The 13,851-nt window shown below is 66.7% G+C and carries 12 protein-coding genes; 6 read left to right on the top strand and 6 right to left on the bottom strand.

The features are described from left to right. The first annotated feature begins 27 nt into the window (after positions 1-27). Entirely contained in the window at positions 28-699 is a 672-nt protein-coding gene (locus tag ATE62_RS02840; protein WP_156420497.1) for a hypothetical protein, read from the top strand. Between the two features lie 65 nt (positions 700-764). Beyond that, on the top strand, positions 765-3,323 hold the full coding sequence (gene topA / locus ATE62_RS02835) for a type I DNA topoisomerase (RefSeq protein ID WP_058807641.1): 2,559 nt from the start codon (positions 765-767) through the stop codon (positions 3,321-3,323). A gap of 89 nt (positions 3,324-3,412) precedes the next feature. Here topA and ATE62_RS02830 read toward each other — a convergent pair whose 3' ends face one another. Further along, on the bottom strand, positions 3,413-4,444 hold the full coding sequence (locus tag ATE62_RS02830; RefSeq protein ID WP_058818419.1) for a lipocalin-like domain-containing protein: 1,032 nt from the start codon (positions 4,442-4,444) through the stop codon (positions 3,413-3,415). A gap of 224 nt (positions 4,445-4,668) precedes the next feature. Here ATE62_RS02830 and ATE62_RS02825 point away from each other — a divergent pair, with 224 nt between their 5' ends. Further along, positions 4,669-5,793: an alpha/beta fold hydrolase gene (locus ATE62_RS02825; protein ID WP_058807637.1), complete on the top strand. Its 1,125-nt coding sequence runs from the start codon at positions 4,669-4,671 to the stop codon at positions 5,791-5,793. Between the two features lie 12 nt (positions 5,794-5,805). Here ATE62_RS02825 and ATE62_RS02820 read toward each other — a convergent pair whose 3' ends face one another. The 4 genes from ATE62_RS02820 to lepB are packed head-to-tail and all read right to left on the bottom strand — an operon-like array spanning position 5,806 to position 8,677. Further along, on the bottom strand, positions 5,806-6,240 hold the full coding sequence (locus ATE62_RS02820) for a hypothetical protein (RefSeq protein WP_058818418.1): 435 nt from the start codon (positions 6,238-6,240) through the stop codon (positions 5,806-5,808). 12 nt (positions 6,241-6,252) lie between these two features. Continuing rightward, a complete protein-coding gene (gene era, locus ATE62_RS02815) occupies positions 6,253-7,146 on the bottom strand; it encodes a GTPase Era (RefSeq protein ID WP_058807635.1) in 894 nt (297 codons plus the stop codon). Continuing rightward, the gene (gene rnc / locus ATE62_RS02810) at positions 7,143-7,826 is read right to left on the bottom strand and encodes a ribonuclease III (RefSeq protein ID WP_058807634.1); all 684 of its coding nucleotides are present in this window, start codon (positions 7,824-7,826) and stop codon (positions 7,143-7,145) included. Before rnc ends, era begins: the two co-directional genes overlap by 4 nt. Then, on the bottom strand, positions 7,823-8,677 hold the full coding sequence (lepB, locus tag ATE62_RS02805; protein WP_058807676.1) for a signal peptidase I: 855 nt from the start codon (positions 8,675-8,677) through the stop codon (positions 7,823-7,825). Before lepB ends, rnc begins: the two co-directional genes overlap by 4 nt. Before the next feature lie 194 nt (positions 8,678-8,871). On the opposite strand from lepB, the gene pgi reads away from it, so the two are divergent. The 3 genes from pgi to ATE62_RS02790 all read left to right on the top strand — a co-directional run bounded on the left by pgi (position 8,872) and on the right by ATE62_RS02790 (position 12,907). Next, positions 8,872-10,377 carry a glucose-6-phosphate isomerase gene (pgi, locus tag ATE62_RS02800; RefSeq protein ID WP_058807633.1) on the top strand — a complete coding sequence of 502 codons (1,506 nt, stop codon included), beginning with the start codon at positions 8,872-8,874 and terminating at the stop codon, positions 10,375-10,377. Between the two features lie 105 nt (positions 10,378-10,482). Then, the gene (gene gor, locus ATE62_RS02795) at positions 10,483-11,829 is read left to right on the top strand and encodes a glutathione-disulfide reductase (protein WP_058807632.1); all 1,347 of its coding nucleotides are present in this window, start codon (positions 10,483-10,485) and stop codon (positions 11,827-11,829) included. Positions 11,830-11,890: 61 nt separating this feature from the next. After that, complete coding sequence (locus ATE62_RS02790) at positions 11,891-12,907, top strand: NAD-dependent epimerase/dehydratase family protein (RefSeq protein WP_058807631.1); 1,017 nt, start codon at positions 11,891-11,893, stop codon at positions 12,905-12,907. Positions 12,908-13,010: 103 nt separating this feature from the next. Here ATE62_RS02790 and ATE62_RS02785 read toward each other — a convergent pair whose 3' ends face one another. After that, positions 13,011-13,796, bottom strand: a complete 786-nt coding sequence (locus ATE62_RS02785) for an SDR family NAD(P)-dependent oxidoreductase (RefSeq protein WP_058807630.1) — start codon at positions 13,794-13,796, stop codon at positions 13,011-13,013. Between the last annotated feature and the right edge of the window lie 55 nt (positions 13,797-13,851).

Genomic DNA, 13,851 nt, shown 5'->3' with positions numbered 1-13,851 from the left:
GCGCACAAGATGCGGCAGGGGGTAATAGTGCAATTCGACGCAAGTCTGTTCGGACCGTTGCTGCGCGAGACGGTCGCCGCGATGAAGGCGAACGTGCGCGTGCTGGCGATGGTCTTTGTTGCCGCGACGGCCGTCGGGGTGGGATATGATCTGGCGCTCGGCATCCTCGGCGAGGCGGCGCTGCTCTATTATGTCATCTACATCTTCTTCATGCTGTTCCTGCAGGCGTGCGTGACGATCGCGCTGCTGGAACAGGGCGGCTTTGCGCTACCGGGCCCGCGCCGCTGGCGCATCGCGTCGCTGTTCGGGATCAGCATCATCGCGGGGCTGGGCGTCTTCTTCGGCCTGCTCGTGCTGGTGCTGCCCGGCCTGTTCCTGACCGGGCGCTGGTATCTTGCCGCGCCGGCGCTGTTCCACCGCGACATGTCGGCGTCGGAGGCGATGCGCGCGAGCTGGGATCTGACCGAACAAAGCTGGCTGAGCATCACGCTGGTCGCGATCACGGCCTTTGCGGTGCAGGCGGCGCCGCTGCTCGCCGCCGCCTATCTGCTCGAAAATGTCGGCCAGATCGACTGGCCGGTGAGCCTGGCGATGAACGCCGCATCGCAGGCGGGATGGTTGCTGGGTGTATCGGCGGCGGCGACCGCCTATATGATGCTCGGCGGCGAAGAGGACCGGATGCGAAAAATTTTCGGTTGACGCGGCGCGCCACGCCGCCACCCTCGCGCGTACGTACGTAAGAGTTATCGGGGAACCCGTTTTTCATGCAGTTGGTCATTGTCGAATCGCCCGCCAAGGCGAAGACGATCGAGAAATATCTCGGCCGTGATTTCAAAGTGTTGGCAAGCTATGGTCACGTCCGCGACCTGCCGCCCAAGGACGGGTCGGTCGATCCCGACGACGGCTTCGCGATGCAGTGGCAGCTCTATCCCGACAAGGCCAAGCGGCTGAAGGAAATCCAGGACGCGGCGAAGACGGCCGACCGCCTGATCCTCGCGACCGACCCCGATCGCGAGGGCGAGGCGATCAGCTGGCATGTCCGGGAATTGCTGCGCGCGAAGAAGGCGCTGCCGCAGGCGGTCGATCGCGTGACCTTCAACGCGATCACCAAGCAGGCGGTGACCGACGCGATGGCGCATCCGCGCGCGCTCGACGATGACCTCATCGACGCCTATCGCGCGCGCCGCGCCTTGGACTATCTGGTCGGCTTCACTTTGTCGCCGGTGCTGTGGCGCAAGCTGCCCGGCGCCAAGTCGGCGGGGCGGGTGCAGTCGGTCGCGTTGCGGCTGGTGGTCGAGCGCGAGCGCGAGATCGAAGCCTTCGTCGCGCAGCAATATTGGTCGGTGACCGGGCTGTTCGAAATGGGCGGCACGCCGTTCAAGGCGCGGCTTTCGCGTTGGAAGGGCGACAAGATCGAGCGGTTGTCGATCGGCACCGAGGCCGATGCGCGCGCCGCCGAGGCCGACGTCAAGGCGGGGCATTTCACCGTCGACACGGTCGAGACCAAGCCGCTGACGCGCAACCCGCCGCCACCCTTCACCACCTCGACCTTGCAGCAGGAGGCGGCGCGCAAATTGGGTTTCTCGGCGAGCCACACGATGCGCATCGCGCAGGGGCTCTACGAGGACGGCGCGATCACCTATATGCGGACCGACGGCGTCCAGATGGACGGCAGCGCGATCAGCGCCGCGCGCAAGGCCATCGCGACGCGCTACGATGGCGGTTACGTCCCCGACCAGCCGCGCCAGTATCAGACCAAGGCGAAGAATGCGCAGGAAGCGCATGAGGCGATCCGCCCGACCGATTTTTCGAAGGACAAGGCGGGAAGCGGCGACCATGGCCGCCTCTACGAGCTGATCTGGAAGCGCGCGATGGCGAGCCAGATGGCCTCGGCACGGCTCGAACGCACGAGCATCGATCTCAGCGACGGCACCGGCAAGACGGTGCTGCGCGCGACGGGGCAGGTGGTGAAATTCCCGGGCTTCCTCGCGCTCTACGACGAAGGCCGCGACGATGCCGAGGACGAGGACGCACGCCTGCTGCCCGCGATGGCGAAGGGCGATGCCCCCGCCAAGACCGGGGTCGAGGTCGAGCGCCACGAGACGCAGCCGCCGCCGCGCTATTCGGAAGCGAGCCTGGTCAAGAAGATGGAGGAGCTCGGCATCGGGCGCCCTTCGACCTATGCGTCGATCCTGCAGGTGCTGAAGGACCGCGCCTATGTGACGGTCGAGAAGAACCGCTTCATCCCCGAGGAGAGCGGGCGGCTGCTCACGGCGTTCCTCGAACGCTTCTTCGAACGCTATGTCGGTTATGATTTCACCGCCGGCCTCGAGGAAGAACTCGACGACGTCTCGGGCGGCCGTGCGCAGTGGCAGGCGGTGCTCGAGCGCTTCTGGCGCGATTTCAAGCCGCGCACCGGCGAGGTGATGGAGCAGAAGCCGTCGGAGATCACCGCGGCGCTCGACGAATTCCTCGGCCCCTATCTCTTCCCCGACAAGGGCGACGGCAGCGACCCGCGCCTCTGCCCCAATTGCGGCACCGGGCGGCTGGCGCTGCGCGGCGGCAAGTTCGGGCCGTTCATCGCGTGCAGCAATTATCCCGACTGCAAGTTCACGCGCAAATTCGCGCAGCCGGGCGGCAGCGACGGCGGCGATAGCGGGCCCGAGGCGATGGGCACCGATCCCGAGAGCGGGCTGGAAGTCACCAAGCGCAGCGGGCGCTTCGGTCCCTATATCCAGCTCGGCGAGGGCAAGGAGGCGAAGCGCTCGTCGATCCCGAAGGATATCCCGGGCGAGGATTTCGACCTCGATTACGCGATCCGGCTCTTGAATCTGCCGCGCGAGGTCGGGACGCATCCGGAGAGCGGCAAGGTCATCATGGCGGGGCTGGGGCGCTATGGCCCCTATCTGCTCCACGACGGCAAATATGCCAAGCTGACGGGCACCGCCGAGATCTTCGACATCGGCATGAACGCCGCGGTGGTGCGCATCGCCGAGGCCGCGAACGGCGGCGGGCGCGGCGCGCGGGCGAAGGCCGAGCCGCTCAAGACCTTCGGCGCGCATCCGACCAGCGGCGGCGACATGAAGCTGATGGCGGGGCGCTTCGGTCCCTATGTGACCGACGGCACGACCAACGCGACCTTGCCCAAGTCGATGGAGCCCGACGCGCTGACCGAAGAGGAAGCGATCGCGCTGATCGACGCGCGCGCCGCGAAGGGGCCGCCGAAGGGCAAGAAGAAGGCGGCGCCGAAAAAGGCCGCGGCGAAGAAGCCGGCGACGAAGAAGGCGCCTGCGAAGAAGAAGGCCGCGGCGAAGGGCGCATAGGAATCGTCGCCCCCGCGAAGGCGGGGGCCGCTATAGGCCTAGTGCGAGGCTAGCAGCGGCCCCCGCCTCCGCGGGGGCGACGGCTATGCCTACGGCCGCTGCTCGTTCCACGCCGTCCCGCTGACCTGCTGGCCGTCGAACGTCCCGCTCGCGGTTGCGAGCCCCTCGTAGACATAGGCGCCGTAGGCGAGGAACGCCTGATCATCGACCGGGGTCGTCACCGCGATCGACGCGCCGAAATCGGGAATCTCGACCTGGAAGTCGAGGAAGAAGAGCTGCCCGTTCGGTGCGGTCCACGTCCGCGTCCCCGGCGTCATCGTGCAGTCGCGGACAAAATAGGTCGTGCCGTCGGGGAACTGGATCGTTGCGTTCGACGGATAGGACTGCCCGGCCTGCGGCGGATTGTCCCCGGTCAGCGTCATATAGTGCGAGATGTGCACGCCGTTATCGAGTTGCATATCCTGCAGATACCACAGCACCGGCTCTGTCGACGACCCGAACAGCCCATATTCATGGTCCATCCAAGTCTGGCCGGTGACCTCGAACACCTCGTCGCCGATCGCGATCGTGCCCGACGCCTGCAGCCGGGTGAAGCTGTAGTAATAATTGTTCGCGGTCACCGACCCGCCGTCGTTGGGCGGGGTCGGGTTGCAGCCGGTGCCCCAGACGATCAGCGGCGGGCCCTGCTGCGCCATGACGAGGTCGAAGAGGATGATCGTGCCCGTGGCTTCGTCCTGAAGCTGCGCCTTCACCGTCATGTTGCTGGGATCGGCCTGCGGCGCGGTCATCCAGATCCAGTCGTGCTCGAGCTCGGGATTGCCGAGCTTGACGTACCAGTCCTTGCTCGGGTCGGTCTCGGCCCAGGCGCCCGGCGTCTGCGGCGCGGTCTTCTGGTAGTGGCGCTGGTTGGCAACGTCGGTCAGCATCACCTCGGAGAAGGCGGCGGGCGCGAAGCTCGCGGCGTTGATCTCGAAGCCGAAGGCGCGGTCGCCGGCGACGAGCGTGCCGGTGTGCCACCACCATTCGGTCGGCGCCTCGGCGTGGCAATATTGGTCCTGCGGCAGCTTGATCAGCACTTCGGACGGCGGCACGGGAACGGGTCCGGAATCTTTCGGCGTCATGGCTTGTCTCCCCCTTGAATGGCGCGGAGACTATCATGGCTTGCCAAAAAGTCAGGTGGATATTTCGAGATTTTTCAAAGATATTTTGTCCATTATTCATGTCGTGCATAATAATGCGGATACAATCGCGGTTTTAGGCGCACTATACTGACGAGAAGGCGGCGCAGCCTGCCATATGCGCTGCGCACGACTCATGTTAGGATGCGCCGACAGGGAGGTGTCCGATGCGCCATTTGCTGCTTCTGCTGGCCCTTGCCATCGCCGCGCCCACCGCGGCCCAGGCGCAACAGGCGGGCAGCCTGATCGCCGCGGATCCGCTGCCCGATGCGCCGCCGGGGGTGCAGGCGTGGCGCATCCAATATTGGACGACGAACGGCAGCGGCGCGCCGCTGCGCGTCACCGGGCTCGTCGCCGCGCCGATGGAGGCGGTGCCGCCGCGCCCGCGCCGCGTGATCGCCTGGACGCACGGCGCGTGGGGCGTCGCCGAGAAATGCGCGCCATCGCTCAGCGCCAACTTCTTCCCGGCCTCGGCGGGGGTCGAGCCGGCGGTGCGGCAGGGCTATGTCGTCGTTGCGCCCGACTATATCGGGCTCGGCAATCCGACGATGCACCCCTTCCTGATCGGCGACGACACCTCGCACGCGGTGCTCGACGGCGTGCGCGCGGCGCGCGGCATCGTCGGCGCGGCGGCGGGGAGCAGCTTTGCAGTCTGGGGCGAGTCGCAGGGCGGCCACGCCGCATTATGGACCGCGACCAACGCGCGGCGCTATGCGCCCGACCTGACCTTGGTGGGCGCCGCCGCCGCCGCGCCGCCGACCGATCTCGCCGCGAACCTCCGCGAGGGCAGCGACAAGAATGCGCGCGCGCTCTTGCTCTCCTTCGCGCTCCACAGCTGGTCGACGCTCTACGGCTATTCGATGGACGGGATCGCCAACAAGACCAATGCGGGTATCATCCACCGGCTGGCCGAGAATAATTGCGTCAGCCTGGAAAAGAAGCCGAAACTCGGCACGATCCTGGGAATCCTGACGGTCGCGCGCGCGACGCGGACCAAGGATATCGGCCAGATCGAGCCGTGGAAGTCGCTCGCGCGCGCCAACAGCGTCGACCCCGCGCGCGTGCCGGGGCCGCTGCTGATCGCGCAGGGCGACAGGGACACGATCGTCGCGCCCGCGGTGACGCGCAAATTCGCCAAATCGGTGTGCCGCAACCGCACCAAAGTCCGCTGGATCGAGATGCGCGGCACCGAACATGGCGCAAGCGCGAAGGACAGCGTCGGCGAGACGCTGAGCTGGATCGGCGCGCGCTTCGATGGGCAGTCCCCGCCCGACGATTGCCGGCGGATCTGACCCGCCTGGCAGCTATTCGAAGATTCCCGGATCGACCGGGGCCTTGCCCGTCAGCCAAGCGACTGCATCGGCGCGAAACAGGCATGCGATCGATGCGAGGGTCAACAGGGTGGAAATCAGCGATGCAGCGAGCGCGGCGCCGCGAACGGCGGTGGGTTCGAAGAGGGTGACGAGCGTCCACAGGCTGCCGAGGCCCATCCACACGGTGTAGATCCATTTCGCGATATTGCTTCCGCGCCGCGCGATGAAATACCAGAAGGCGATCGAAATCCCGATAGTTATGGCGAAAATGAACGCCAGAAAAACGATCCCTGTCGTCGAACTCACCGCGTCGCTCTCGATTTCGCGCGCGATGTCGTTCCAGGCAAAACCTGCGGAGAGAAATCCGATCAGGATCGACCCCCAGAAAAAGCGCTCGAACCAGATGATCGATGGCGGCCGGTGCATGAACATCTCCCCTCAGTCGACCCAGTCGAGCCCCATGTCGCGATAGACGCCGCGGTCCTCGTCCCAATTTTCCTTGACCTTGACGTGCAGGAACAAGTGGACCTTGCGCCCCATCAACTCGGTCAGCTCGGCGCGCGCGCGGGCGCCGATTTCCTTGATCCGGCTACCGCCCTTGCCGAGCACGATCGCGCGCTGGTTGTCGCGCGCAACGAAAATCTGCTGGTGGATTTCGGCGCTGCCGTCGGGGCGCGTCTTGAACAGCTCGGTCTCGACGGTCGACTGGTACGGCAGCTCCTCGTGGAGCTGACGATAGAGCTGTTCGCGGGTAATCTCGGCCGCGAGCATGCGCTCGGGGGCGTCGCTGACCTCGTCCTCGGGGAAATGCCACGGCCCCTCAGGCATCAGCTTGGCGAGATGCGCCTTGAGATCGGGCACGCCGTCGCCGCTGCTCGCCGCGATGAAGAAGGTCTCGTCGAACGCGACCTTGGCATTGAGCTCGGTCGCGATGGTCAGGAGCTTGTCCTTCTTGGTCAGGTCGACCTTGTTGAGGATCAGATATTTCTTCTCGGGGCGGTTCGCGATGCCTTCAAGCACGCGCTCGACGCGCCCGCTGAGCTTCGCGGCGGCGTCGACCATCACGAGGATCGCCTCGGCTTCCTCGAGGCTGCCCCAGGCAGCGGCGACCATCGCGCGGTCGAGGCGGCGGGTGGGGGCGAAGATGCCGGGCGTGTCGATCAGCACGATCTGTGCCTCGTCCGCCATCGCGACGCCCATCAGGCGGGTGCGCGTCGTCTGCGCCTTGGGGCTGACGATCGCGACCTTCTGGCCGACGAGCGCGTTGACGAGGGTCGATTTGCCGGCGTTCGGCGCGCCGACGACCGCCACGAAACCGCAGCGCTGGGTCATATCTTGTCTTCCTGTGTCAATATTTCGAGCATGGCGGTCGCCGCCGCCTTTTCGGCGGCCTGCTTCGACGCGCCTTCGCCCTCGGCCTCGGCGAGCTTGCCGACGGTCACGCCGACGCGGAAGCGCGGGGCGTGGTCGGGGCCGTCGCGGCGGATCAGGCGATATTCGGGAGGCTTGCGGCCTTTCGCCGCGGCCCATTCCTGGAGCGCCGCCTTGGGATGCTTGGGCGCCGCGACCTGGCCGTCGATCATCGCGCCCCATTTGGCGACGATGAAGGCGCGCGCGGCGTCTTCGCCGCGGTCGAGCCACAAGGCGCCGATCAGCGCTTCGAGCACGTCGGCGGCGATATTGTCGCTGTAACGCCCGCCGTCGCCGATCGCCTGCGTGCCGAAGCGGACGTGCGCGTTGAGATCGAGCCCCTGGGCGATCTTGGCGCAGGTCTCGCCCGAGGCGAGCGCGTGCAGCCGCGACGAAAGCTCGCCTTCGGCCGCCTTCGGGAAGCGCCGGAAAAGTTCGGACGCGATCACGAGGCCGAGCACACGGTCGCCGAGGAATTCGAGTCGCTGATAGTCACCCGCACCGCTGCTGCCGTGGGTCAGCGCCTCATGATAGAGGGCGAGGTCGTGCGGGGCGGCACCAGTGAGGGCTGCGATCGTGTCGGCGGACGGCCGTTCGGTCAAAAGCCATCCCCGATGCGGCTCCAGCGCGCCGCGGTGAACCAGCTGATCGGGTTGATCCAGCTCGCAGAACCGTCGGTCGAGAACATGCCGACCAGCGCCTTGCCGACCAGATTTTCTTCGGGGACGAGGCCGATGCCCTGGTTTTCCATCGCGGGGAAACGGCTGTCGGCGCTGCGGTCGCGGTTGTCGCCCATCAGGAACAGATGGCCCTCGGGCACGGTCTTCAGCGTCGTATTGTCCTCGGCGATGGTGGTGATGTCGAGGATCGCATAGCTTTTGCCGTTCGGCAGCGTTTCCTTGAAGCGCTTGTAGCGGCACTGGCGCTGGCCGTCGGCAGCGACCTCCTCGAACACGCTCTGGTAACAGGGGCGGAGGTCCGCATCGGCGGGCACGGGCAAGCCCTGGCGGCGATATTCGTCGCGGGCGGCCTCGAGCATGTTCGGGGTCACCGGGATCACCAGATCGGGCATCGCCTCGCGCGGCAGCGGCTTGCCGTTGAGCCACACGATGCCGTCGATCACCTGCACCGTGTCGCCGGGCAGGCCGATGACGCGCTTGATATAGTCATTGTCGTTGACCGGGGGCGCCTTGAACACGACGACGTCGCCGCGCTCGGGGGTCTTGGCGAAAATCCGCCCGGGGATCAGCGGCACGCTGAACGGCAGGCTGTATTTCGAATAGCCATAGGCCATTTTGTTGACGAGCAGATAGTCGCCGATCAGCAGCCGCGGCTGCATCGATTCCGAAGGAATGTTGAAGGGCGACAGGAAAAAGCTGCGGAAGACGATCACCGCGATCGCCAGCCAGGCGAGAAAGCGGACGGTGTCGATCGCCTCTTCCTTGGCACTCATCGGAGCGGGCGCGGGGGTGGGCGTCGCCGGGCCCGCGGCGGGCGGCGTATCGGCGGTCAGGCTGGCATCGGTCATCCGCGGCATTTGGCGGTGAATAGGTCTGCGCGCAAGCAAATATCGGCGGATCGCACTGGCGCGCGGGCGGCGGCGCGCCTAGAGAAAGCCGCCTGATCCGTCCGCAAGGGAGCTCCGACATGACCACCGCCGACCAAGCCTGGCAGGCGCTCGCCGGCTGGCAGCCGCAGACGCTGACCGGCCTCGTCGCCGCCGATCCCGAGGCGCGGCTGCAGGCGCTGGTGCGTAATGTCGCCGACATCCGCTTCGACTTCGCCAAGACGCATCTCGATACCGCGGCGGTCGGCATCCTGACGGACCTCGCCAAGGCACAGGATTTTGCGGGCCGCCGCAAGACCTTGTTCGCGGGCGGTATCGCCAATCCGACCGAGGGGCGCGCGGCCGAACATAGCGCCGAACGCGGCGACGGTGCGCCCGAATCGGTCCACCGCGCGCAGGCCTTTCACCAGCGCATGCGGATGATGATCGACGCGATCGAGGCGGGGGCTTTCGGCGAGATCCGCCATCTGCTCCACATCGGCATCGGCGGCTCGGCGCTCGGCCCCGACCTGCTCGTCGACGCGCTCGGCCGTCACGGGTCGCGCTATGACGTCGCCGTGGTGTCGAACGTCGACGGCGCGGCGCTGGCAGAAGCTTTCGCCAAGTTCGACCCCGCCTGCACGTTGGTCGCGGTCGCGTCGAAGACCTTCACCACGACCGAGACCCTGCTCAACGCCGCCTCGGCGCTGCAATGGCTCGAAGAGGCCGGCGTGCCCGATCCCTATGGCCGCGTCATCGCGCTGACCGCGATGCCCGAGCGCGCGATGGAGTGGGGCGTCGACGAGACGCGCATCCTGCCTTTCGCCGAGAGTGTGGGCGGGCGCTATTCGCTCTGGTCGTCGATCGGCTTTCCCGCGGCGCTCGCGCTCGGCTGGGACGCCTTCGCCGACATGCTCGAGGGCGCGGCCGAGATGGACCGCCATTTCCGCCTCGCCGACGGTGCCGACAATATCGCGCTGCTCGCGGCCTTCGCCGACCAGCTCTACACCAACCGCCTCGGCTGCCAGACGCGCGCGGTCTTCGCCTATGACGAACGGCTGCGGCTGCTGCCCGCCTATCTCCAGCAGCTCGAGATGGAATCGAACGGCAAGTCGGTGACGCTGGGCGGCGCGCCGCTCGGCCGGGCGAGCGCGGCGATCACTTGGGGCGGGGTCGGCACCGATGCGCAGCATGCGGTGTTCCAGTTGCTCCACCAGGGCACGCATCTGACCCCGGTCGAATTCGTCGTCGCGCGCGAGCCCGACCATCTGCTCGACGAGGCGCATCACGAAACGCTGGTCGCGAACTGCATCGCGCAGGGCGCGGCGCTGATGGCGGGGCGGGCGAGCGAGGACGGCGCGCGCCATTATCCCGGCGACCGGCCGTCGACGACGATCCTGCTCGATCAGGTAACCCCGCGCAGCCTGGGCGCGCTGATCGCCTTCTACGAACACCGCGTCTTCGCCAATGCGGTGCTGCTCGGCATCAACCCCTTCGACCAGTTCGGGGTCGAGCTGGGCAAGGAAATGGCCAAGGGCCTCGCCGAAGGCACGGTCGAGTTCGACGCCGCGACGCAGGCACTGATGGCGGCGGCGCTCGGCGAGTGAGACCCGCTCGCTGTCCCTGAGTGCAAAATTCGATTGGCAAGCCGCCGCGGCGTAACCACATAGGCGGCCGCTGCGAACAGCAGCCGATCCATTCAGGGGTTCCTCATGAGCGATTTCGACTATGATCTCTTCGTCATCGGCGCCGGGTCGGGCGGCGTGCGCGCGTCGCGCATCGCGGCCTCGCACGGCGCGCGCGTCGCGGTGGCGGAGGAGTATCGGGTCGGCGGCACCTGCGTGATCCGCGGCTGCGTACCCAAGAAGCTGCTCGTCTACGGCGCGCATTTCGCCGAGGATCTCCACGACGCGCGCCAGTTCGGCTGGGACGTGCCCGAGTGCCGCTTCAACTGGGACGTGCTGCGCGACAATGTTCTGGCAGAAGTCGACCGGCTGGAGGGCCTCTATGGCCAGACGCTGGGCAACCACAAGGTCGAGGTGTTCAAGACGCGCGCGACGATCGTCGGACCGCAGAAGGTGCGGCTCGCCGACGGCACCGAGCTGACCGCCGAGCGCATTCTGGTCGCGACCGGCGGCTGGCCGCACGTCCCCGAGTTTCCGGGCAGCGAGCATGCGATCACCTCGAACGAGGTTTTCCACCTCGAAACGCTGCCCAAGCGCGTCGTGATCGCGGGCGGCGGCTATATCGCCAACGAATTCGCCGGCATCTTCAACGAGTTCGGCAGCAAGGTGACGATCGTCAATCGCGGCGACACCATCCTGCGCGGTTACGACGAACAGATCCGCGACCGCCTGCTGCAGATTTCGATGACCAAGGGCATCGATTTCAAGTTCAACGCGCCCTTCCAGTCGATCACGAAGAACGACGACGGCACGCTGACCGTGATGCTCGAAGGCTGCGACCCGATCATAGCCGACGCGGTGCTCGTTGCCGCTGGGCGCACGCCGAACACCAAGGGCATCGGGCTTGCGGAGGTCGGGGTCGAACTCGACGAGCATGGCGCGATCAAGGTCGACGAGACCAACCAGTCGTCGGTGCCGAGCATCTATGCCGTCGGCGACGTCACCAACCGGATCCAGCTCACGCCGGTGGCGATCCGCGAGGGGCAGGCCTTCGCGGACTCGGTGTTCGGCGGCAAGCCGACCGTGGTCGACTATCAGAATGTCCCGAGCGCGGTGTTCAGTCACCCGCCGATCGGCGCGGTCGGCATGACCGAGGCCCAGGCGCGTGGGCAACTGGGCAGCATCCGCGTCTACACCAGCGATTTCCGCGCGATGAAGAATGTCCTCGCGGGCCGCAACGAGCGCGCGCTCTACAAGATGATCGTCAACGCCGCGACCGACCAGGTCGTCGGGCTGCACATGATCGGCCCCGACGCGCCCGAGATTTTGCAGGCCGCGGCGATCGCGGTGAAGGCGGGGCTGACCAAGGCCGATTTCGACAACACCGTCGCGCTGCACCCCAGCATGGCCGAGGAACTGGTGCTGCTGAAATAGCGTTTCGAGCTGCAACGCAAATGCGCTACTTTCGCCGCCATAACAGGCAAGGGAGGGGCGCATGGCGGGCACGGTATTGGTCACCGGAGGCAGCGGCTATATCGCGGGCTTCCTGATCCGGCAGCTGATCGAAAACGGCTGGCGCGTCCACACCACGGTGCGCAGCCTGAAGCGCGAGGCGGAGGTGCGCGGCTGGCTCGCAGTCGATGACAGCCAACTGCGCTTCTTTGCCGCCGACCTCGAACATGACGCCGGCTGGGCCGAGGCGATCGCGGGCTGCAGCCATGTCGCGCATGTCGCGTCGCCCTTTCCGCTCGATGTGCCCAAGCACGCCGACGATCTGGTGATTCCGGCGCGCGAAGGCGCCTTACGCGCGCTGCGATTTGCCCGCGCCGCCGGGGTGAAACGCTTCGTGCTCACCTCGTCGATGGCCGCCATCGCTTATGGCCATGGCAAGGGCCGCGATCTCTACAACGAGGCCGACTGGAGCAATCTCGCCAACCCTGAGGTCATGCCCTATCCGCGCTCGAAGACCGTCGCCGAGCGCGCCGCGCGCGACTGGGTCGCGGCCGAGGGCGGCGAGATGGAATTCGCGTCGGTCAATCCGGCGGCGGTGTTCGGGCCGTTGCTGTCGGACGACCTCTCGACCTCGATCGAAGTGGTGAAACAGCTGCTTGAGGGCAAGGTGCCGATGTGCCCCGACGTCGGCTTCGGCATCATCGACGTGCGCGACGTCGCCGACATGCATTATCGCGCGCTGACTGCCGAGGGGATCAGGGACGAGCGCTTCGTCTGCTCGGGGCCGTTCCTGAAATTCATCGACGTCGCGAATATCCTGAAAGCCAATCTGGGCGAACAGGCGCGCAAGGTGCCGACGAAGAAGATGCCCGACTGGCTGCTGAAATTGATGGCGCTCGTCCGCCCCGAACTCAAGCAGGTCGTCGCCGAGCTCGGCAATGTCCGCGGCGGCGACAGCAGCCATGCGATGGAGCGTCTCGGCTGGACGATGCGCCCGCCCGAGGAAGCGATCCTCGCGACGGCGCAGGATCTGATCGGGCGGGGGATCGTGAAGGTCTAGTTCCCCTCCCGCTTGCGGGAGGGGCTAGGGGAGGGCATGTTTCGTTGCTCTCTTTCCTAACAGGCCCTCCCCCGACCCCTCCCATGAATGGGAGGGGAGAGTTTTACGCAATCGTCGGCACGATCCCGCCCTCGGCGCGGATCGCGGCGCCGTTGGTCGCCGCGGCCAGCGGGCTCGCGAGGAACGCTACCGTCGCGCCGATCTCGTCGGCGTCGATCAGGCGGCGGATCAGCGACAGCGGGCGCAGTTCCTCGAAGAAGGTCGCTTCGCGTTCGGCCTCGGGCGCATCGGGGTTCGACACCACCGACTGGATGAAGTCGACGATGCCCTCCGAGCGCGTCGGCCCCGGCAGCACCGAATTGACCGTCACGCCCGTGCCCTTGGTCTGCTCGGCGAGTCCGCGCGCGATGGTCAGCTGCGCAGTCTTGGTCATGCCGTAATGGATCATCTCGGCCGGCGGCAGCAGCCCGCTCTCGCTCGCGATGAAGATCACGCGGCCCCAGTTCTTCTCGAGCATCTTGGGGAAATAATGCCGCGACAGCCGGGCGCCGCTCACCACATTGACCTCGAAGATATGGTGCCAGTCGGCGTCGCTGATCTCGGCGAAGGGCTTGGCTTCGTAGATGCCGAGGTTGTTGATGAGGATATCGACTTCGGGGACCGCGGCGATCAGCGCCGCGGCGCCCTCGGCGGTCGCGGGATCGGCGAGCACCGCGCGGATCGTGCCCGCCTGCGCCAGCTCGGCGGCGGCTTCGTCGAGCTTCGCCTGGTTGCGACCCGTGATGACGACCGCGACGCCCGCCTCGGCGAGGCGCTTGGCGATCGCGAAGCCGATGCCGGCGGTCGATCCGGTGACGAGGGCGGTCTTGCCGTTGAGTTTCAGGTCCATGATGCGTCTCCTTGGATGGAAGCCATTTGATGAATGCAAGATAGCGCCGCGGTCC

This window comes from Sphingopyxis sp. HIX (assembly GCF_001468285.1).
GTDB lineage: Bacteria > Pseudomonadota > Alphaproteobacteria > Sphingomonadales > Sphingomonadaceae > Sphingopyxis.
This window is presented reverse-complemented; position numbering and strand designations above follow the sequence as displayed.